Genomic DNA, 21714 nt, shown 5'->3' with positions numbered 1-21714 from the left:
ATTTCTCATACAAATACTTTCACACGACAAGCGAGTTTTCAAGCATGAAAATGTGTTTTACACACATGCGACGGCCAAGCTGCGGCGCGACGTTGCCACGGCGACAGCGACCGACATCGTTGAGGATGCGGACGCCGCGAGAGGGGGAGTGACATTCTCGTGAGCGACGCCGGGATTTGCCCCTTCCACGACCTTCTCGACATGCAGACAGACGTGCTCGAGCGGACCATGTGCGTGAACCTGCACAATGCCTATCTGCTGGTGCAGGCGGATCGGATGGTGCACCAGGCCTGGCGCGGCGCGATCGTCGCGATCTCGTCGATCTCGGCACTAGTCGGCGGCGAGTTCCCTCATTACACGCCGACCAACGCGGGCGATCACTCGCTAATGCAGTCAGTCGCTATCGCGATCGGCCGCTATCGCAACCGCTGCAACTCGGTGCTGCCGGGCACGATCTTGACCGACATCAACGCCGACGATCTCGCCGACGCGGTGAAGTGCGAGCGCATGATCACGCGCACTCCACTCGGACACCTCGGCCAGCCGGACGACGTCGCCGCACCGATCATCTTTCTCGCCTCCCACATGGCGCGCCACGTCACCGGAGCGGCGCTGCTCGTCGACGGCGTCGCCTATGTGAATCTACAATGAGGCGAGACATGCCGCTCGTCACCGCGACGATCCTCTCGCCCCCGCTCTCCCAACTATGGACATCGCTTATGCGCCACTTGCTCACCTCGCTCGTTCTCGCGACCGCCGCGCTGACTGCGGCCCCCGTGGCGGCGCAGCCCGCCGCGCCGCACCGCTTCGAGGTCAGCGGCACGGGCTTCCTGATGGACGGCAAACCGTATCAGGTGATCTCGGGCGAGTTGCATTATGTCCGCATCCCACGTGCCTATTGGCGCGACCGGTTGCGCAAGGCGAAGGCGATGGGGCTCAATACCATCACCACTTACGCCTTCTGGAACGTCCACGAGCCGCGCCCCGGCCAGTATGACTTCGGCGGCCAGAACGACCTCGCCGCCTTCATCCGTGCGGCGCAGCAGGAGGGACTCAACGTCATCCTGCGGCCTGGCCCCTATGTCTGCGCCGAGTGGGAGCTGGGCGGCTATCCCTCCTGGCTGCTTAAGGACCGGCGGCTGGCCCTGCGCTCGACCGATCGCGCCTATACCGCGGCGGTGGAGCGCTGGATGCTGCGCCTCGGCCAGGAGGTGAGGCCGCTCCTGCTGCGCAACGGAGGCCCGATCGTCGCGGTGCAGCTCGAGAACGAATATGGCGCATTCGGCGATGATCACGCCTATCTGGAAGGGCTGGAAGCCACCTATCGCCGCGCGGGGCTGGCGGACGGTGTCCTCTTCACCTCCAACCAGGCCGGGGACCTCGCCAAGGGGTCGCTGCCGCACCTGCCCTCGGTGGTCAATTTCGGCTCCGGCGGCGCCGCCAACGCCGTCGCCAAGCTGGAGGCGTTTCGTCCTCAGGGCCTGCGCATGGTCGGCGAGTACTGGGCCGGCTGGTTCGACAAATGGGGCGAAGACCACCACGAGACGGACGGGCGCAAGGAGGCCGAGGAGATGCGCTACATGCTCCAGCGCGGCTATTCGATCTCGCTGTACATGGTCCATGGCGGCACCAGCTTTGGGTGGAAGAACGGCGCCGACTCGCACACCGGCACCGACTATCACCCGGACACCACCAGCTACGACTATGACGCGCCGATCGACGAGGCGGGGAACCCGCGCTACAAGTTCGCGCTGATCGCCGATGCGATCGCGGCGGTGACGGGCAAGCCCGCGACGCCCACCCCGACCGCGACGGTCGCTGCGAACTTCCCAATGTCGGCAGTGCGGCGCAGCGCCTCGCTCTGGGACAATCTACCCGTCCCGGTCAGCGCGGACCGCCCGCTGACCTTCGAGGAACTCGATCAGGACCACGGCTACGTGCTCTACCGCGCCGCGCTGACGAGGGGGAGAGGCGGGACGCTGGAGCTCAAGGGCATGCACAGCTATGCGCAGGTGTATGTCGACCGGCGGCTGATCGGGACACTCGACCGGCGGCTCGGGCAGGAACGGATCGAACTGCCGCCCCAGCCGCGCGAAGCGACGCTCGAGATCCTGGTCGAGAACACGGGCAGGGTGAACTACTCGCATGCGATACGCACCGAACAGGCCGGGCTGACGGGCGAGGTGACGCTCGCGGGCGTGCCGCTGCTTGACTGGCAGATGTTCCGGCTGCCGATGGACGATCTCGCACAGGTGACCATGTCGGCAGCACCGTGCAGCGGGCCGTGCTTCTATGAGGCGGAGATGCAGGTGGACCGACCGGCCGACACGTACCTCGACACGCGCGGCCTGCATAAAGGGCAGCTGTGGATCGGCGGTCACAATCTCGGGCGTTACTGGTCGATCGGTCCGGTGCATACGCTCTACACTCCCGCCCCGTGGTTGCGGCCCGGCGCCAACCGCGTCGTCTTCTTCGATCTTTTTGGCGACGCGCGCGCTCGACTAACGACCGTCGCCAAACCGATCTACGACAAGGTGACGTCGGTCCGGGAGGCGCAATAGGAGCTGCTCGAGCCGAGTTCGTTCTGGCGTCACCGAGAGCGCGCCGGCGACTTTCGTCTGCCACGTTCGCTCGGGCACCTTCTGGCAATGTTCCTCCCTTTCGCTCTCACATTAGTTCCGGTCGGCAGCGAGGAAGCGGATGGTAGACGCAGTCGCGTCAAGGAAGGCCTGCCACTCTGCCTAAGAGCGGACAGGCTGCCTACCTGCCAATCAGATCAGCCGGACTTCTTTGCGGAGCGCCCGGACGGCTCAAGCGGCGAGATGAACAAAGGGCAAGCTAAGAAGCGGGGTTGGTCGTCTGATTTATCAATTGTGGGACCCGCCGCAGGAAGGAAGAGGCGCCGTGGGCGCCGGATACCGTAATTGGCCTTGCGGAAGTAGCCAGGTATCGCTGCAGCCGCTGCCGAACAAGGCCCAGTCAGGTGTGCATCGGGAAGGCTACGCTCTTACAGGGCTCGCCAGATTTGGCGACCGGCGGCGGTGTCATAGTGCCGTCGAAACAGCCGCTACGCTCAAGCCCGCATTGACGATGTGCCGTCCAGCCTTCTCAGAAGACGCTTACCCCTGACGCCTGGCTTACGCATTATTTTACGCAGGTAACCTGTGGGAGAAAGTGACCCGCAGAAATCTGGCGAGATGCAAGGGTCTCTAGCGTACGATGAAAGTAGCAGGTTCGGTTTGCTCCTCTGGCACTTTGGTTGCAACCGTTTATCCAGCAGAGTTTCGAGTTGGCCGGCTCTCGGACCATCAAAGGAGGGTTGCATTGTCGTTTGCTAGCGTGGTTTTTGATGACAGGTGGCAACCTGACCAGAAGCTCTGGGGTTGTTTTCCTGGCGTATGACAAAGCTGCACCAACTTGGCGAACGCTTTTCCCGAAACGGTTTGCGATCTGTGAGTAGGTTAGCCCCTCATTATAAGCGTGAATGATTCCGCATCGAAGTTGTTTTGCAGCGTAACGACCTGGGTCCTGCTCGCTCGAACTCATACGCTCCTACTATCATTGCTATTGTTTAGACGGAAAACCTCGACTCAGATTTGGTGAAATAAAACGAATATTGGCCAATAGTAACAGGCTTTGAAGCGCTGTGACCGTAGTGCAAGGAGACCCTAAGCCCTGCTCTACGATCCACCAGCCACATAACATTAAAGCATTGGACCGCGATTAGAAGCGGAAACGAACTCCGGCGGAAAATAGGCTTGCTTCCCATCGAACATCACGTGGGTAGCGAGGATCCTTAACGTAGCTGTGATACGGCGTCCGCAGCAGATTAGTTGCATCGACCGTCAGCGTCACGTTCTCATTGACATTGTAGCTGGCTGAAAGGTCTAGGCGACCGACTGCGTCCGAGTAGACTGTGGTGAACACGCCCGGTGCGCCGAAGCCGTCGACATTGGCGCTACGATAGTTGTAGGCAAGCCGTACGCTTGCCGGCCCAAGCTCATACAGTCCGATCACGTTAAAGCTGTACTTGGAAACACCGGGCAGGGTGTTGCGACCTCCAGCGAAATTAGCCGCTGCTGGTACGATCTGCTCGCCGTCGATATAGGTGAAGTTGGCCTGAGCGCCCAAGCCGCGGAGCGCGCCTGGCAGGAAGTCGAAGAAGGTCGTCGCCGCCGCCTCAATCCCTTTGATTGTTCCCGAGCTGGAGTTGGACGGGCGATAGACGAGGATGTCGCCGAACGGCTGGACGGTGACGACCTGCGGAAGCGAGTTGATGAATCCCTGGATCTCGCGGTAGAAGCCGGCGACCGACACCGAGCCGGTCCGCGAAAAATAATATTCTAGCGACGCGTCGTAGTTGTTCGAGCGGATCGGCTGCAGATCGGGATTTCCACCGTTGCCCGTGTAGGAGATATTGCCCCCGATCGTGCCCTGCTGGATCGTCAGCGTTGGATTGATCTGGTTGAAACCCGGCCGGGTGAGCGCCTCGGTTCGCGACAGGCGGAGCTTGAGGCGATCGGTGAAGTGCAGCTGCGCACTGATGTTGGGGAGCACGTCGACATATTGCGTCGAGGAGGCGATGGGCACCAGCTGCGTTCCGCCGCCAGCAACCGGCAGCGAATTGGTGCCATCCAGTCGGTTCCGCGTGATCACCATGCGCGTGCCGACCACGCCGTCCACCGGTATTCCGATGTCGAAGGCATAATCGAGCTGGGCGTAGCCTGAGAAGACCTGCTCGCGTGCGCGAAACGCGCTCAGCGGGTTGAGCGCCGGCCGCTCAGGCGCCCAGGCCGACTGTGCCCCGGCGTCGCCTGCGCGCACGAGGGCATCACGCACATAGGCGCGCACGTCACTGATCCGGTCGTTGAAGGCGAAGGCGTCCGGCGCGTACCAGGATCGGAACTGCTGAACATCGTCCCCGTGGAAACCCGCCTCAATGATGCCGCCGTCAGCTACGCTGGGCACCTTGGTGATCGGGTCGCGCAACGCGGCAAGTGAGGCGTAGCGATCGCCAAACGTCGAGTTAGCATTGCGGTTGGCGTAGCGAAGCCCGAAGCGGAACTTGGGGAAGAGCGACGATCCCGTGTCCAACAGCAGGTTGCCCTGCCACTGCCACTGGTCTCCGGTCGAGCGCTGGCGGTTCTCCAGCAGACCTCGCACGTAGTAACTGGCCGGGTCGTTGAAGTCGACGCCGCTCGGTACGAAGTTGACGCTGCGCTGATCGTTCAGGCGCACCGACAGCGTAAGGGGCGCCGCGAGCTGGGTTTGGAATTGACCGAACGTGTTGTCGACGATCGACTTGGTGTAGGCGAGATCAGTCGTGAAGACGGCATTGCCCGCTTCCCAGCGCGCTCCTAGCGCACCCTGGAAGGTGTCGGTCTTGTTGCGGCCGAACTCCTTGGTCGGCCCATTGACGATCCCCAGATCAATGTCGAACGACTCGAGCGTCGTTCCATCCGGTGTCAGCACCGCGTTGCGGATCGTCGGTGGAGTACCGCCGGTGGTGCTCGACTGGATCGGAATCCCGAAGAAGTCGTTCGCGGTCTTGTTGCGGTACGCCTGCCACAGGCCGTCTGCGTAGATCATGAGCCGATCGGTCGGCTGCCATTGCAAGGAGCCGTTTACCGATGGTCGCTGGCGCGTGCCACGTCCGTAGAACAAGCCGATGTCCTGCGGAAAGGTGAAGTCGCGGCCCACCGAGGTTGGAAGCACCTGCTGCGCGGCCGGCACATTGTCCTGAAAGCCCTGGTAGCGCACCGAATTAAGGAACCGAGTTTGCGTGAATGAGACGTTGAGCAGCGCTCCGATCTCACCGATGCCGGTCTGCCAACGATCGCTGATCAACAAGCTGCCGATCGGATCGAGCTTGCGGCTCTCGGTGTTGTAGACGCCTCGCGCCGCCCCTGCGAGCTGGAAGCCTTTGAAGTCGAACGGGCGGCGGAGCCCGACGTCGATCAGGCCGGCGATCCCGCCCTCGAGGTTCTCCGCCGTCACGGCCTTGAAGACGTCGACGCGCGCTACTGCCTGAGCCGGAAAGTCCTGGATCGCGACAGATCGGCCGTCGGCGGTGAAGATCTCGCGACCGTTGACGGTCGTCTGCACGTTTGGCAGGCCGCGGATCAGCACGCCGTTGGCTTCGTCGGCGTAGCGGGTGACCTGCACACCGGTGATGCGCGCGATAGCCTCTGAAGCATTGTTGTCGGGGAATTTGCCGATGTCCTCAGCGACGAGTGCATCTACGATCGCATCGGAATTGCGCTTGATGTTCTGCGCACTGCTAAGGCTCTGACGAATGCCGGTGACGACGATGTCCTGAGAGGCCGTGTCGGGCGAGACGGCGGTGTCGGCGGACGGCGGGGTATTCCCCGGCTCTGGGATAGTCTGAGCCGTCACGGGTGACGCGGCTACGGTGATGGCCAGTGCAGCGCTCGATGCGAGCAGGCGTGCGGTCGTCATCTTAGGCATTAAATCCTCCCTCGTTATCGTTTCTGCTTGTCGTTTGGTTGAGCCAGTCAAGGCATCGGCGTCACGATGATCCGGTCGATGTTGGGCGCCATGCGCGAACGCAGCAGCACGTCGGGCCAGTCCTGTGAGGCGTAGGTCTTGCCGTCCCAATTCGGCTGTTCCTCGCCCGCAATTCGCACCGTGTTGCGGCCGGCACGCAGCTCAACCGGGATGGTCATTTCCCACCAATTGTTGCGGTGAAAGCTGTTGGGGAAAGTCGCCAGCATCGGCGCGGCGCCGTTCACCGAAATCCGCGCCACTCGTGCGAGCGGATCAGGATTGTAATGCGTCGCCTTCGACTGTTCGTCGTTCGAGAAGCGAACCGTCAGCGCATATGTCCCGGCGCGCGCGACGCGGATGTCCGGGAAAGTGAGGGTGTTGACGTTGCCAGGCGCCCCTCCGATGTCGAATACTGCCTTGCCACCAATCGCCAGCGATGCTGCTGCGATCCGCGCCGTACCGGCGACCTGCGCCCCCTCGGCCTCATAGCTCTGCGCGCCAACCGTTTCGAGCGGTGTCACCCGCAGCGATGTGCCGTCGGCCACCTCCACCTTGTTGACGCCGCCAAGCAGGAACGCGGTATCGCCACGTACGGACCGTCCGTTGACGCGAAGCGCTCTCCCGCCAGACACGTCGAGACGAGCCGGCCCGTCCTTTGCTGCATAGACCCACCACGTCGCCGCCCTGCCGACGCGTTTGGCATCCCGGGCATCATAGACCTGCGCGGCGTCTTTCGCCGTTTGCGTCAGCGTGATCCGATCCACCAGCGCATTGCCCTGCGTCCGCCCGCGCCCGTCTCGGCTGCGCGTCGCGAGCGTCACGACATGCCGGCCCGCGCTCAACGTCAGAGTGGTATCGGCATGGTCGAGTACCGCGGGCTTGTAGCCCAGCGGCAGGTAGATCTCTCCCACCTCGTTTCCGTCGACGCGCAGGAAGACGTTGGTAGCTCCCTGCGCCTCGGCCAGCGGGTCCTTGTTGAAGGTGCTGGCGAGCACGCGCAGCGCATAGCGGCCCGCACGGGGCACCTGCACCGCGAAGTCGAGCGCGGCGTCATTGCCGCCTGCAAACCCCTCGACCGAATAGCCGCCAGAGGTGTGGAAGCGCGACACCTCCTTTGGAGACCCCTCCGGACCGCGCACCTTCAGCCCACTGCCGCGACGTGTCGCCGCCTCCGCCTCATAGTCGGTCCGCCACGGCGCGGGGGGCGCGGGCAGGGCAGTAGTGGCGGGAGTAACGACCAACTCATAGGCCGACTCTTCACGGAGCGCCGGTAGATCTCCTTTGCCGAACGTCAGCGCGATGGCGCCGTCCAACACCGGCATGCGCCGATCGACGATCGTGACCGGAGGCGTGGCGTCGCCCAATTGCCCGGTCCAGGCGATCTCGCGCACGCGCACTTGCGCCGCCGCGCCGAACAGCGCGGGCAGCCTCGTCAGCATCACTGTCGCCGCACCGCTCTTGCCCCCGAGCAGCACGCGCGCCTGCCGCCGCGCCGGATCGAGCGTCGCGACGCCCTGTAGCGTGTAGCTCTGGTCGCGATGCGGCGGCGTAACCGCCAATGTGTGCCCGGTCATCGTCGCATAGGCGTTGAGCAGCCACCATTGCCCGTTGCCGCGGTTCGCCTGCACCGCACTGTCGCTCAGATTGCCGTCAATGTTCCAGTAAGCGATGTCGGCATCGACCTTCGCATCTTCGATCGCAGCGACCCACTGGATCATCTGCCCGGGCACCGACGTGTGATAATTATAAGCGTATTCGTTGATGTTGACGGGCAGGTGCCGCCCCTGCCACTTGGTTCCCGCGAACAGCCGGTCCTCCCACGCACGATATTTGCGCACGCTGGTGCGGACGGTCGCGGGGTCGCTCAGCTCGTGCCACGTCACCACGTCGGGCATCGTGTCGGAGGCGATCGCGTGCTGCAGGAAGCCCTCGACCTGGTCAAAGAGGATGCTGGTGTTCGGCCCCGCTATCCGCGTCCGCGGCGCCGCCTGCCGCAACGCGCGCACCGCACGATCCCACGCGTCAAGGAAGACCGCCGGCTCCTTCAGCCAACTCACCCCGGTGCAGCTCTTGGCGTCGGCGCTGAACATGTTGCCGTCGGGCTCATTGAACGGCACGAACACGATCCGGTTACGATAGCGCTCGGGCAGAGCACCTACCTGGGCGGCCTGCCGTCTGAGGACCTCGATATAGTTCGTCACCGACTGTGCGCAGTCGCCGCTCTTCCACTTGTACGGGAACTCGCGAAAAATGTCGGTCATGTAGATGTAGGTGTCGCCGCCCGACGCATCGGTCAGCAGCGTCGCGACCTCCAGCGCGTCGGCGCCGGGGTGTTGCGGCCCATCCTGCGCCTTGGTCGACACCGTGCGCAGATTGATGCCTTCCAGCAGATTGGGGTGCGGCAGCCGCGCATCGTACAGGCCGTACAGCGTCCCGGACGCGCCGCCGTGGAACGCGCCGGTGTCGCTGCCCATATCGACGGTCATCCGTTCGGACGCGTCCTGCGCCAGCGCGGGGGTAGCGGTGGTGGCGAGCAAACCGGCAACGACGAGGGCACGCATCAGCGAAACTCCGGGTGAGAGCGGGTGGCGGTCATGCCGCTCGCGCCACGTTCATGTGCGCGATCGTCGCGCGGTTAAGGATCAGGCGGCTAATCGTGAAGGCAAGTAGCGCGTGCATCGCGGCCGGCACCAAAGTCGAGAGCGCACGAATCCCGGTCAGCGAGAGCGCAGTCTGGTTGCCCGCTCCAGCCTTGTAGGAGACGAGCACCAGCACCCCGCTGATCAGCACGCCGGCGACCGCCCAGGCCAGTTTCACGAAAAACTGGTTAAATGCGAAGCTCATCCCCGACGAGCGCATCCCAAGCTTCCACTCGCCATATTGGTCGGCGAGCTGGATCAGCGTGAAGTGCAGCGGGAGCGTGCAGCCCAGCACGATGCAGCACAGTCCGACCAGCACCAGCCACAAGGTCGGATAATCGCCCGGCACGAAGAAAGCGGCGACATGCCCGGCAACGAGGATCAGATTGACCCAGATGTAGATAGTCCGGACATCATAGCGGCGTGTGAAGAAGGTGACGACGATCGAACCAATGAACCCGCCGATCGTCGCGATGCCGAAGAAGAAGGCCTGATAGGTCGTCCCCCCGTTCAGCACATAGGTGATGAAATACAGCGCCGCGCCGCCCTTCGTGTTGAAGATTGCGATCAGCAGCAGCGTCATCGCGAAGGTGATGCGCAGCTGGTCGTTCTTCAGCGTATTGGCGATCGCGACACGCAGCGGCGGTTCCTCGGCGGCCGCGAAGGTGACGCGCTCGCGCACGAACAGGAAGCAGATCAGGAACATCGCCACGGCGGCGAGGCTCAGGATCGCCACGCCATCGCGATAGCCGCGCGCGACGTCGCCCGCGCCAAGCGTGCGCACCATGATCGGCAGCCCGACCGAGACGGTAAACGAGGCGATCGCCACCAGTGCGAACCGCACCGACTGGCACGCGACGCCCTCTTCGGCGCTGTCGGTCATTCGCGTGACCAGCGCGCAATAAGGGACGTTGTTGAGCGAATAGGAGAAGGCGAGCAGGAAATAGGTGATCGCGGCATAGGCGACCTTGCCGTCCTGCCCTAGATCGGGAGACTGGAAGGTCAGGAAGCAACTCAGCCCGACCGGAACTGCGGTCCACAGCAGATACGGGCGGAACTGCCCCCAGCGAGTCTTGGTGCGGTCGGCCATAATCCCGATCAGCGGATCGGAGATTGCGTCGAAGATGCGCAGCGACAGGAACAGGATGCCGACCACGCCCGGTGCGATCCCGAAGACGTCGGTGTAGTAGAAGGTCAGGAAGTTGGCGATCAGGCCGGTGATGATCGTGCCCCCGGCATCACCAAAGCCGTAAGCGACCTTTTCACCAAGCGGCACGCGCCCGACCTTGACGGCGTCGGCGTGGATGGGGGCAGCATCGCCCTGTTGCGTGATCGTCGTCACGCCGCTGGTTCCACGAGCGCATCCGCAAACGCATCGGCAACGCGCGCGCCGGCACGCACGAACACCGGAAGCCGATCGCGCGGCGCAGCGCAGCGGATCGTCGCGTCGCCTGCCACTTCCGCCCCGGTCCACGCGTCGATCCACGCGCCCGCTGGCAGCCACACGTCTCGCGACTCGACGCTCGCCGCGGTCACCGGCGCGACCAGCACGTCGGGGCCGAACATGTATTGATCGTCGACTGTCCAGCTGTGCGCCTGCTCGGGATAGTCGTAGAACATCGGCCGCATCAGCGGGTCGCCGGCTTCGTGCGCGGCACGCATCAGTCCGGCGATGTAGGGCCGCAAGGTCTCGCGGAGGCGGGCGAAGCGACGCAGGATCGCGAACACGTCGCCGCCAAAGCTCCACAATTCATTGCCAGCGCCGGTGTCGCATTGCGCGACCCCGTCCCGGAACGGCTCGGCGGGCGGGGTGATCGGGTCGCGATGCCCGTGCATCCGCAGCACCGGGGTGAACACGGCCCATTGAAACCAGCGGATCATCAGCTCGTGAAATGCGGGATCGTCGACGTTCCCCCCGTGGAAGCCGCCGATGTCGGTCGTCCACCAGGGTATGCCGGCCATCGCCATGTTTAGCCCAGCACTCAGCTGGTTGCGCATCGCGGTGAAGGAGCTGTGGATGTCGCCCGACCAGACCAAGGCGCCGTAGCGTTGGCTACCCGCCCAGGCGCACCGCACCAGGCTGACAACCTCGGCCTCACCTTCGGCGGCCAGCCCCTCGTGCAGCGCCTGCGCGTAGTGGAGCGGGTAGGCATTGCCGACCGCCAGCACCTCGCCGGCGTGGTAGCGATAGTTGTCGAAGTCATAGGCGCCGTACTCGGGCTCGGCTTCGTCGAGCCAGAACAGCCGGACACCTTGGTCGCGGTAATTACGCTTTACCGTCTGCCATAGGAAGTCACGTGCGCCAGGATGGGTGACGTCGATGAAGCGCGTGTTACCGAGGAACTCCTGCTGCACGTCAACGCCGCGATTGGCCCGGACAAGGTAGCCTCGCTCGACCAGGGCGGCGTAATTCTCTGATCGAGGGTCGACGGTGGGCCATACCGACACCATCAGCTCGGTCCCCATCTCCTTCAACTCGGCGCACATCGCCGCGGGATCGGGCCACTCACGCGGATCGAACCGCCAGTCGCCCTGGATCGGCCAGTGGAAGAAGTCGGCCACAATCACGGCAAGCGGCATGCCGCGGTCACGGTAGCCGCGCGCTACCTCCAGCAGTTCTTCCTGCGTACGGTAGCGCAGTTTGCTCTGCCATAGACCTAAGGCGAAGTCGGGCATCATCGGAGCAGTGCCAGTGACGCGCGCATAATTGCGCACGATCTGTGCCGGCGTGTCCGCGGCCGTGATCCAGTAATCGATCTCGTGCGCTGCGCGTGAGGTCCAGATCATACCGTTGGTAGCGAAGCACGCTTCGCCAATCGCAGGGCTGTTCCACAACAGACCGTACCCATGGCTGGACACAACAAATGGCACGCTTGCCTGGGAGTTACGCTGCGCGAGCTCCAGCACGCATCCCGCCAGATTGAGGTTCGGTTGCTGGTACTGGCCCATGCCATAAAGGCGTTCACCGGACTTCGCCTCAAAGCGCACCGTTATATGGGCAACGTCGCCTGGCAGCGCCTTGAATTCACGTCCTGCAAGGCCAAGCGCGCTGATCGTGTCAACCGAGTCCCTGCCAACCGTCCAAAACTTGGTGACCGTGTCGCGCTGCCGCCACTTCTCTTCGAGCAGCAGTGCTCCCTGGCCGTCAAGGAAGCGCACACGCCCTTGCAGATCGAGCTCACCGATAATGCGTCCATTGCGGATGCGAGCGACTGGCCCGTCGCGCTCGATCTTCGCTTCCGTCGGATCGATGTCGAGCAAGGCGTTCGGAGCGGCAGGACGAGCCGCATAGGCCGAGGCGCGAAGCCGCAGTCCGTCGGGACCATGTGCCTCGATCCGGACCCAATTGCCGTCATATGTCCAGGCGATCGCCCGCTCTTCCAGCGTCAGCGTTTCCACGCTTTCTCTTCCTCTCCTGCGGCCAACGATCGCGACCGTAAACGTTTCCGGTCTTCTGCGATCTTATCCGATGTTCTGTCAAGGGCCTTGCGCACGCGCAGCGTCGCGGCGATCAGACGCGAATGGACATCAGGGCTCTCGCTAGTCACTTAGGCCTGTCGATCGGCACGGTGTCACGCGCGCTCAACGATCGAAAGGACGTGAGCCCTGTAACCAGGCAACGCGTTCTGGAGGCGGCGGCAACCTTCGGCTACACACCCAATCAATTCGGCAGAACGCTACGAAGCGGGCGCACCGCGACGATCGGTTTCATGCTGACGCTCGAACATGACAGCGCGGTGCACGGCGACCCCTTCTTCATGGCACTACTTGAGGGCGTGCAGGCGGAGCTGGTCGTGCATGATCTCGACCTTGTTATACTTTTGGCACGCAAGGGGGAGGATGGAGAGACGTTTTTGCGTCGTCACATTGCTCGAGGAACGGTCGACGGCTGGCTACTTTCCGGCACGCAATATCAAGACCCTCGTATCGCCTTGCTGTCGGAGCGCGGCATACCGTTTGTGACTTTGGGTCGCACCGGGGAAGTCAGCGACCATGCCTGGATCGACCTGGACTTTGAGGGACTCGTCTCCGAGGCAATGTCTCTGTTGCTTGCTGAAGGTCATCGTCGGATCGGATTGGTGAGCCCTCCCGCCACGATCAACTACAGCCATGTCGTGGCGGCGACATACCAGAAGGCGCTCATCGAGGCCGGACTGCAGGTGGATGGAGCTCTGATCCACTACGGCGAAACCGACGAGCATGACGGTGAGGCGGCAACACGCGAGCTCCTGGCGTTGGAGCAACCTCCCTCCGCCCTTTTGCTGATGGGGGAGACCGCTCCCGTAGGGGCATATCGCGCCCTTCGCGGGCTTGGACGCGAGCCGGGGCGAGACATCGCGGTCGTCGGCCTCCGTGACAATCCGACGTGCCAGGCGCTCTCGCCGGACCTGACGTGCTTCAATCTCGATCTAAACGCCTTAGGCTCGGCGCTCGCCCGCGGTTTAGTTGACGTCATAGCAAGTAAAGAACGAGGCAGTTCGGCGCGGGTGCAAATGCGCTGGCCCCTCGCGCTGCGATTACGAGAAAGCCATAAAATCAAATCGGTCGAGCAAGCACCGCTGCGCGTTGCCGAAGATTATAACAAAGGGCAGCGAGTGAAAGTGAGATGAAATATACAGGAAGGAGCTGAGGTGTTTCTATTCTCCTTCCTTAAAGGTTTGCTTGATGCATCCATTGGTTTCGCAGAAGGTTACGTCCGATCGACCAGCTGCCAGTAGGTCGCGTAACGCTCGTGGGCGATGCGGTGATAGGGGATGAGACGGATGTTGCGACGATCGGCCGAGGCGATAGTGAACTCTAAAGGCGTACGCGTTGGCCGAACCGCTTGCGGGAGCGATGTGGCGTCGCCCGCAAGCGTCGGGGCATTGAACGGCGCATCGTTGTAGCCCCCGTAGCGGCGCTCGTTGACGACGGTGTCGGCGCCCGACGCGAGACCGTCACGCCCTAACGCACCCGCCAGAACCAGCGGCCCGTACAGTATCGCAGCTATGCCAGGCGCCGCCGGTGCCTCTTGCACCGTCACGTCCATCGACAGGCGAAGCTCAACCCGGTCGCCGTTGCGCCAAATTCGGGTCAGCGCTAGATAGCCTCCAGGTGCGCGCGAGCGCATGACCTCGCGGCCATTCACCAGCACTATCGCCTCGCGGCTCCAGCGCGGATGGCGCAGCTGGAGCGTCAGCTCGGCCGGCGCGTCGAGCGTCCACCGTAGCTTGGTGCCGGGCTCTTCCGGGAAGCTGGTGGTCTGGGTCAGCGTGGCGCGCCGCTCGGTCCAGCGCACGGCGGAGGGGATGAAGAGGTTCACGTACAGCGAGCGATCGTCGTGAAAGTAGATCGAGTCGCGGTATTTGACGTGGTTCTCCATGCCCGTGCCCGTGCAGCACCAGAAGGAGTCCTCGGGCGTGTGGTACAATTTCATGTAACCGGGACGGGCGCCTTGGAAATAGGTCGCCATGCCGCTGTCGGGGTCCTGCGAGGCGAGAATGCCATTGTACAAGACGCGCTCGTAGAAGTCGGCATAATCAGCGTTGGGGTCCTGCAGGAACAGCGCGCGCGTCAGCCGCAGCATGTTGTGCTGGCAGCACGTCTCCGATCCCTTGGCGGAGAAGACGTGCTCGGCAAAGGCGGCCATAGGGAAGAAATGCTCATTGTCGCCGTGCCCCCCGGTCGCAAACGAGCGCGTGTGGGCAACCGTGCGCCAGAAGAACGCGGCGGCGTCACGGTAGCGTGTCTCGCCGGTGGCCGCGTAGACGCGCTCGAAGCCGATGATCTTGGGGATCTGCGTGTTAGCGTGGAGCCCGTCGAGGTGATCCTGCTGATGCGCGAGCGGTTCCAGGATCGCCTTGTGGGAGAAGCGCTGTGCGAGCGTCCGATATTGAGGGTCGCCGGTCATCAGGAAGAGATCGGCGAAGACTTCGTTCATACCGCCATGTTCGGTCTCGAGCATGGCCTCGAACTGCTGATCCGACAGCGGGCGGGTCGCCACCACGGCCCAATCGGCGAGGCGAACCAGCACCTCGCGGGCGCGCTGGCTCTCAGTCAGCAGCGTTGCGTCGCGCAGTCCGGCGAAGATCTTATGAAGCGTGTACCACGGTACGCCCGTGATTGGCTCGCCGCGGAGGTGCGCCGCGACCAGCGCGGGCCCCTTGGGGAAGGCGCAGACCAGGCCGGTACCTGAGGCTTGCTGGCAGGCGGCGAGCTCGTCCGCGATGTAGTCGACCCGCTGGCGGAAGCGCGCGTCGCCGGTCGAGCGCCACGCCAGCGCGCAGGCGGTGAGATAATGACCGAGCGTGTGGCCGTGGCAGTTGATGTCGGCCCAGGTCGGCTCCGACTCCCACCCGCCATAGACCGGCGCCTTCGCCTTCAGCCCCGCGTTCACGCGAAAATTGTGCAGCAGCCGGTCGGGTTCGAGCCGCAGCAGATAGGCCTCGGTCATCCGCTGCGCGTGGAGGAAGGGACTGTCGGTAAGGTCGACGTCTCGGAGGTCGAAGGGGCTGAGCCGGTTGGCCACGATCGCCGTGATCGGCGCCGCGCCTGCGTCTAGAGCCTTCACCGCGAATGGCAGCACTGCCGTGCTGGTGAGAAAGCGACGACGCGAGAGGGCAAGCGCCCCGCTTACTTTGCTCATCCTAGCGCACTCTCCTGCCAAACATCCGCGAGTACCGCATCACCTTTATCGACACCCTCTCGCACGATGGCACCGGCGTCGTCTATCCGCTCCGCCAAACTCGGGCAGCTCGGATTTCGAGCCTGTCGCCGTCTGGCTGGGCCTCTATGCGGTAGCGATTGTGCGCACTTGCCACCTGAACACCGGTGCGTGTGTCGAGAGTGCTGCCGGAATTTGACAGGTGGCCAAGTTTCCTTCGAGGTCCAGGCGATTACGTGCCACGGCCCAAATGCCACCTCTGCCAAAATGAACGAGTGGCCGAAGTTGGGCAGCGGGTTACAGCGCCCGGATGTCCGCAGTTGGGTCTCAGCACGGTGCAAGAGGGTACAGCGTGCCCTCCATTGACGCCATTCCGCAGTCAGGGAGTCTTGCGGTGCGAGTAGCTGAATACGCGCGTCAGGCGCCAGCCGTCTGGCGCGCGCTGCCATAGCTGGACGAAATGCGCCGTTCCGACCTTCCGCTTTGGGCCGTCCCCCTTTCCTTCGTAGAAGTCGTGGTCGCCTTCCTCGATGGCTCCAAAACCTGGCACGGCCTCGACGCGCAGGGAGGGTTCAACCAGCTCACGCCGATGACGCCAGCCATCTGGCTTGGCAGCTGCGGTACAGGATTTCATGTAATCGTCCAGGAACACCGCTGCCCCTCCGGCCAGCTTTCCACCTTTATCGTGGTAGATCTCGAAGTCGGGCGTGAGATAGGCGGCTACGACCTGACGATCGCAGCGCTCGAAGAATGCGGAGAAGAAGGCAGCATCCCGCGTCCTGATCTCGGCAGTGAGGAAAGGACCGGTCGCCGGAACGACGACCGCGGCCGCGGCTTGCGCAAGGGCATGCAGTACGAACACGGCTTGGCTCCTCTTGTGTGTTGCTACACTAACACACGAGCGGCCCTGCTGCTATGGCACACGTAAAGAGAGCGACACAGCGGTGGAAAGCTGATAATAGTTGATAACAACGTGATGGAGGGTGCCAGGTGATCAGTGCGGAGCTTGGGCAGCAGCTAGAGGCGTTCGTGACCAGCCTCGTGGAGACCGGCCGTTACAACTCGAAGAGTGAGGTACTGCGCGAAGGCGTCCGGCTCGTGCAGGACCGCGAGGCGCGTCTGGCGACACTCGATGCCGCGATCAATCGGGGGCTCAGAGACGCGGATCGTGGCCAGACACAGGATGCCGCGGCGGTATTCGACCGGCTGGAGGAGCGGTTCGCAAAGGCGGTTGACGGACAGCGATGAAGGTCCGGCTGACGAGTGAGGCGGAGAGGGCGCTCGAGGGCATTGGCGTGAGCATCGCCGAGCACAATCCAACGCGCGCGCTCAGCTTCGTCCGCGAGATCCGAGATCGGTGCATGAGCCTAGCCTCCTTCCCGAACCGCTTTCCGCTCGTACAGCGCTTTGAGAGCATGGGCGTCCGCCACCTTGTTCATGGCAACTACCTCGTTTTCTACCGGGTCGAGCCGGACGCTGTGGTCATTCTGACGATCCTCCACGGCGCGATGGATTACGCCGAGCATCTGGATCTGCTGTGACTGACAAGGTGCGCTGTGGTCCGCGTTGATGCGGCGACAAGCACGACATCCAGGCGCAGAGAGCTCACCCCCGGTTACGGTACCAGAGCTGTACCAGGCCAGCAAAGTTGGTACTTTTGCCTGAGGCTTTACCATGGCCCGCATGACGATGAACAAGATTGACGACAGCATGCGGGCCGCGATCCTACGCCTGACGCCAAGTCAAGATGCTAAATCTCGGTCCGTTCTGAAAGCTCTAACGCGTCTTCAACATCAACGCCAAGGTACCGGACTGTACTTTCGATTTTGGCGTGGCCAAGCAAGATCTGTACGGCGCGTAGATTGCCCGTTGCTTTGTAGATAATGGACGCCTTTGTACGCCTAAGTGAGTGCGTTCCATACTCCTCCGCCTGAAGCCCGATGCCCACGATCCACTCACGCACGAGTCTGGCATATTGCCTGGTACTCATGTGGTCCATGTAGTCGTTTCGGCTTGGGAATACAAAGTCGTTCAGGGTACCGCCGCGATGCTGCAGCCAGTCATGGAGTGTCCGGCGCGCGGGCTCAACAAGCTCAAATTGTACCGGTCTCTTGGTCTTTTGTTGTACGACAATCGCGCGATCACGTATACGGCCACCGACAACAATGTCGCCGATGCGGACCTTCACCACGTCACAACCGCGCAATTTGCTATCAATGGCGAAATCGAACAGGGCGCGATCTCGAAGCCGTCGATGCTGATCGAGAAAGAAGCGGATGGCCCAGACCTGCTGCGGTTTGAGGGCACGCTTGGGGCCGCTAACACGACCGTCATTCCACGGCCGCAGTTCATGAAAGGCAGGGTCAATCGACGAGTGACCCATCGCTCATCTCCAAAGGTCCGAGTCGGCCTTGATGCTACGCTTTATGACGATCCACGTGAAGTGTCTTCGAGCGCGCCCGACGCGTTTCACTGGTCTTTTGAGGGGCGACCAGGGTTTGCCAGTCGAGTCGCCCTGGCCGAGCCGCTCGAGCATCTGGTTGACGACGTCGTTCGGAGTTGAGGCGTCCGCCGGCTTCTCCAGTAGAGGGCTGTTCAACCTCGTGTAGGTGAAAGCCGGAAGCAGATTAGCGGTGACGCGCTCGCCTGTGCGTTCGCGCAAGCTGTGCAACAGCTCCTCCGTACGCGCCTTTACGCCTGCCTGGGCAGCCGGGCAGGGTGCTCGGAACGACAGCTGCATAAAACCTTGCGCCTTTTGATAGTCGAACCAAATTCAACGCACGTTAGAGGCGCTCGCTACAGCTATGTTTTCGTGGATGGGCCTGACGGACGTAGGGTGTTTGTGTCCGAGGATGACACTGCGCGCGGCGTTCCTGAGCACCTCAGGCGAGCCCGGCAACAATGGCAACCGAGACGCTCGCGGGTGGAGATTGAACGGCGAGGGTTGGAGATCTGATCGAATGAAAGGCTGTGCCGGTACAAGGGTTCAAAAACCGGCGCAGCCTGTCGGGTTTTGGCCCCGACCATTGATGTCTGCCGATCATAGGTAAAGGAGCGAATGGCAGTTTTGGCGACTAGGCTTGTGATCTAATATCGACCGAGCCAGCCTCTCCACACAGGAGGGTACATGCGCCTGTTCGCAGATCCACGGAGCCATGGCTGAACATGCGACGCAAAGCAGCATTGGCGTTCACCCGCTCACGTGAGGTCGAGAGGCCGGTCTCGCCGGCGGCCAGTAAGGTCGAGCAATCGTTCAACAGGTAACGACGCCCACTTGATGTGTCCATGTAATCTGCCAGGCTCGGTGCTTCCCCGTATCTGCCGGGGAATCGTTGAGCTATGTCGCTGCTCAGTCGATCATGGTGCCAGGAGAGCGCCTCGTTGCCTAGGAGCCGATAAGGGGCGCCGCGAGAATTTCGACATCCGCGGGGATCAGCACTTCTGATCCAATCAATGCCCTCGGCGGACCAAGGGCCCAGGTGGGCCAGCATCGCGCTCTCCAAGGCAGCATACGAGTACTCAGGAGCGCTACACCGGTGCGCGATGCTAGCCCCTGCGCAGACGAGAACACCTTGTCCTTCCTCGCCAATCGGCTTGTGTCGGACGTCCGCACCGCAGTCTGCGCATCGCAGCAGATTTGCGAACACGTTGCGTTTCGCGGCGCTCCCCCCACGACGACGGTTGCTGCAAATAGACCAGACCCGAAGAAACGTCTCGGGCTCGATGATCCTTGGGAAGTAACCTCCGACTACGCCAATGGGCAGCCGGTGCTGCACATTCCGCTTGTAGACGAACTCGTGGAGCGGCAGCGCACCGGTCACGCGGCGATTGTTGATCAAAGCGGCGATCGTGGTGCGTTCCCATGGTCCGTCGATCCTCCAGCGTGGCACCTGCTCCTTGTTGAGCGTCTCAGCGATCTGCTGTGGAGGCTGACCCTCCTCTGCGTTCGCGAAGATGCGTTTTAACAACTCGGCTCGCGCGGCGATCGGAATAATGCGTCCGTTCTCGAAAGTTAGCCAATCAGGGAGATTGCTGCTTAGAACCTTGGAGGGGGCGGCTGCACGTTTGCGTGTCCATGCCTGGCGCGCACGCATGGACTTGGTCGCGCTTTCCTCATTTGCCCTTATAAAGACGATGAGCGCGTAAATGAGGCCTAGTGGATCGTCCGATAGACTCTCCTCGGAGTAGAGGCGGTTGTCCGCCAACGAAACCACGTTGACGCCCGACACGACGAGGTTCGTGAGGATGGCTTGCGCTCGGAGTATGTTGTCGCGGCTGAGCCGATCCAGGCTTTCGATAAGGAGAAAGCTACCCTCGGGAATCTTTCCCGTTCGAACGGCCTCCAGGAAGCAGGCCAGTTCGCCATGAGCGGCGTTTTTTCCGCGAAAGCCGGAGACTCCCAAGTCGCGGTAAGTCAGCTCATCGTCGAGGTGCAGGCCGTGCTGCTCGGCGTACGCCTTTGCCAACGCTGTCTGTCGAGCAAGGCTGTCACCGTTCGCTTGCGAGGGACTGCTAAATCGTTGGTACGAGTATGCCTTGACCGTTGCTTGTGCGACCTGACTCCCCAACCTCATTCTCCACAGCTGATAGCCGCTTAGATGCAGGTTAACCGCCCTCGTTTGGCAATCCCCTTTATGCCGCCTTCGCTCCTAGCGGCTAGAACGCGCCGGCTAATAATGACTGGGGTGCCCATGCTGATTGATGATCCCCTTTGTCTCCGTCGCGAGGCTGAACGCTGCCGCCGGATCGCGAGTATGATCGGGCGCGGCCCGGACGCAGATCGGCTGAGGCTTGAGGCGCTAGAGCACGAAATGCGAGCTGACGGGATCGTACGGCATCGGAGCAACGCGAAGGTTGCCACGCAGCGCCTGTGCGCGACCCACGGCGTTCGACCTGTAGTCGCTTATCCTCGTTGAAAGCTCAGGGCCGAACCCGCAGCGGCCTTCGCTTTGCAGAAGGGCCTGTTCCTGGTGCCCTGTTCCCAAAGCCGTAGGGCTGCTGTGTGACGTGCGCCATAACGCTGAATAGATGGCCGGAGTTGGGCGGCGGACTCGTAGCCTTAGGCGACCGCTTGTGGGTCTTGTCCGAGGTGAGCGGGGACTTAAGCGATCAATTACGGCACGTAAGCTTCCGGCGACGTACCTCGGCGGATAGCGTGTCGTATTCGCGACTCCCTGGCTCCGCCGGGATGGTAGCCAACGCGAGCAACAGGCAGTGGTCATCCTCAGGTACGAACGCCATGCCGCCAACAGAAGCGGTAACCAGTACATACCCGTATCGCGCCCCTTGCGGGTGACTTCGGTCGACCTTGCTGAAGGTCGTTTCGCCACCCATGACTTTCGCGAGAGCGCCGCCGTGCGGGCCGCCATAAACGTAGAAGTGCTTAGGTCCACGTGGGCTTGTCCCCCTCACAGCTATACTCCTGCCATCTTAGTCCAGGCGCTTGATGCGATCTGCTGAAGCTCCATTACTGCCCCTTCGCGCCTGGTGAACCTAGCTCGTCGACGTGCTCCGCGATCGCGTCCAACTCAGCCGCAAACGACTCAAATGCTTCCGATATCGAATTGTGCGAGGCATGAGAAGCGTCGCTTTTTGTCACTATAGATGCTTTAAGGCGAGCAAGGCGCGCGGCCGTACGGATGCCTTCTGCAGCTGAGTGCACGCTCACAGCGGATTGCGAATTGCTCATTCGAACAGCGTAGCTTCACGCCCCGGCTAAATCATCTTGATCCCGATCAGGTGGCAGGCATGGCTGGTAAAGTTGATGGCACGCCGACGCCGACCGTTCGCAAGAAGCGCCCAGCGCAATCCGCTGCCCCGCCAGTGTTGATCCGCTGTCGTTTCCGCTCACCATTCGCCCTCTCCCGCACGGGCGTTGAGCCGCACCGGCGATCACTGCCACAGCATAGAAGCCACGGGCGGCTT

12 protein-coding genes and 1 pseudogene are annotated in these 21714 nt (G+C 62.6%); 5 read left to right on the top strand and 8 right to left on the bottom strand.

All coding sequences use genetic code 11. The features are described from left to right. Positions 1-150 precede the first annotated feature (150 nt). Both K7957_RS18425 and K7957_RS18420 read left to right on the top strand, forming a co-directional pair. A pseudogene (locus K7957_RS18425) lies at positions 151-651 on the top strand (SDR family NAD(P)-dependent oxidoreductase); the annotation flags it as partial. Between the two features lie 8 nt (positions 652-659). Next, complete coding sequence (locus tag K7957_RS18420) at positions 660-2561, top strand: glycoside hydrolase family 35 protein (RefSeq protein ID WP_246617271.1); 1902 nt, start codon at positions 660-662, stop codon at positions 2559-2561. A 1162-nt stretch (positions 2562-3723) separates the two neighbouring features. Here the strand turns inward: K7957_RS18420 and K7957_RS18415 are convergent. From K7957_RS18415 to K7957_RS18400, 4 genes are read right to left on the bottom strand one after another with little or no spacing between them, the layout of a single operon-like run. Then, on the bottom strand, positions 3724-6468 hold the full coding sequence (locus K7957_RS18415) for a TonB-dependent receptor (protein ID WP_223014079.1): 2745 nt from the start codon (positions 6466-6468) through the stop codon (positions 3724-3726). A gap of 47 nt (positions 6469-6515) precedes the next feature. Next, on the bottom strand, positions 6516-9068 hold the full coding sequence (locus K7957_RS18410; RefSeq protein WP_223014078.1) for a carbohydrate-binding protein: 2553 nt from the start codon (positions 9066-9068) through the stop codon (positions 6516-6518). A 31-nt stretch (positions 9069-9099) separates the two neighbouring features. After that, on the bottom strand, positions 9100-10488 hold the full coding sequence (locus K7957_RS18405) for an MFS transporter (protein WP_223014077.1): 1389 nt from the start codon (positions 10486-10488) through the stop codon (positions 9100-9102). Further along, a complete protein-coding gene (locus tag K7957_RS18400; protein WP_223014076.1) occupies positions 10485-12545 on the bottom strand; it encodes a glycoside hydrolase family 31 protein in 2061 nt (686 codons plus the stop codon). Before K7957_RS18400 ends, K7957_RS18405 begins: the two co-directional genes overlap by 4 nt. A gap of 122 nt (positions 12546-12667) precedes the next feature. On the opposite strand from K7957_RS18400, the gene K7957_RS18395 reads away from it, so the two are divergent. Then, positions 12668-13756, top strand: coding sequence for a substrate-binding domain-containing protein (locus K7957_RS18395; protein WP_223014074.1), 1089 nt, complete (start codon positions 12668-12670; stop codon positions 13754-13756). An 80-nt stretch (positions 13757-13836) separates the two neighbouring features. Here K7957_RS18395 and K7957_RS18390 read toward each other — a convergent pair whose 3' ends face one another. Further along, positions 13837-15771: a glycoside hydrolase family 127 protein gene (locus K7957_RS18390; protein ID WP_223014072.1), complete on the bottom strand. Its 1935-nt coding sequence runs from the start codon at positions 15769-15771 to the stop codon at positions 13837-13839. A gap of 397 nt (positions 15772-16168) precedes the next feature. Then, positions 16169-16651 (bottom strand): nuclear transport factor 2 family protein, encoded by a 483-nt coding sequence (locus K7957_RS18385; protein ID WP_223014070.1) that lies wholly within the window; start codon positions 16649-16651, stop codon positions 16169-16171. Positions 16652-16779: 128 nt separating this feature from the next. Between K7957_RS18385 and K7957_RS18380 the strand changes: the two genes are divergently transcribed. Beyond that, the gene (locus tag K7957_RS18380) at positions 16780-17037 is read left to right on the top strand and encodes a type II toxin-antitoxin system ParD family antitoxin (RefSeq protein ID WP_223014068.1); all 258 of its coding nucleotides are present in this window, start codon (positions 16780-16782) and stop codon (positions 17035-17037) included. After that, the gene (locus tag K7957_RS18375) at positions 17034-17330 is read left to right on the top strand and encodes a type II toxin-antitoxin system RelE/ParE family toxin (RefSeq protein WP_223014066.1); all 297 of its coding nucleotides are present in this window, start codon (positions 17034-17036) and stop codon (positions 17328-17330) included. The genes K7957_RS18380 and K7957_RS18375 overlap by 4 nt, the downstream gene beginning before the upstream one ends. A 209-nt stretch (positions 17331-17539) precedes the next feature. Here K7957_RS18375 and K7957_RS18370 read toward each other — a convergent pair whose 3' ends face one another. Both K7957_RS18370 and K7957_RS18365 read right to left on the bottom strand, forming a co-directional pair. After that, the gene (locus K7957_RS18370; RefSeq protein WP_132911411.1) at positions 17540-18172 is read right to left on the bottom strand and encodes a tyrosine-type recombinase/integrase; all 633 of its coding nucleotides are present in this window, start codon (positions 18170-18172) and stop codon (positions 17540-17542) included. Positions 18173-18863: 691 nt separating this feature from the next. Further along, complete coding sequence (locus tag K7957_RS18365) at positions 18864-20363, bottom strand: recombinase family protein (protein ID WP_246617270.1); 1500 nt, start codon at positions 20361-20363, stop codon at positions 18864-18866. Between the last annotated feature and the right edge of the window lie 1351 nt (positions 20364-21714).

Source organism: Sphingomonas yunnanensis (genome assembly GCF_019898765.1).
Classification (GTDB): Bacteria; Pseudomonadota; Alphaproteobacteria; order Sphingomonadales; family Sphingomonadaceae; genus Sphingomonas; species Sphingomonas yunnanensis.
The sequence above is the reverse complement of the archived record's forward strand: the minus strand, read 5'-3'. Positions and strand labels throughout refer to the sequence as shown.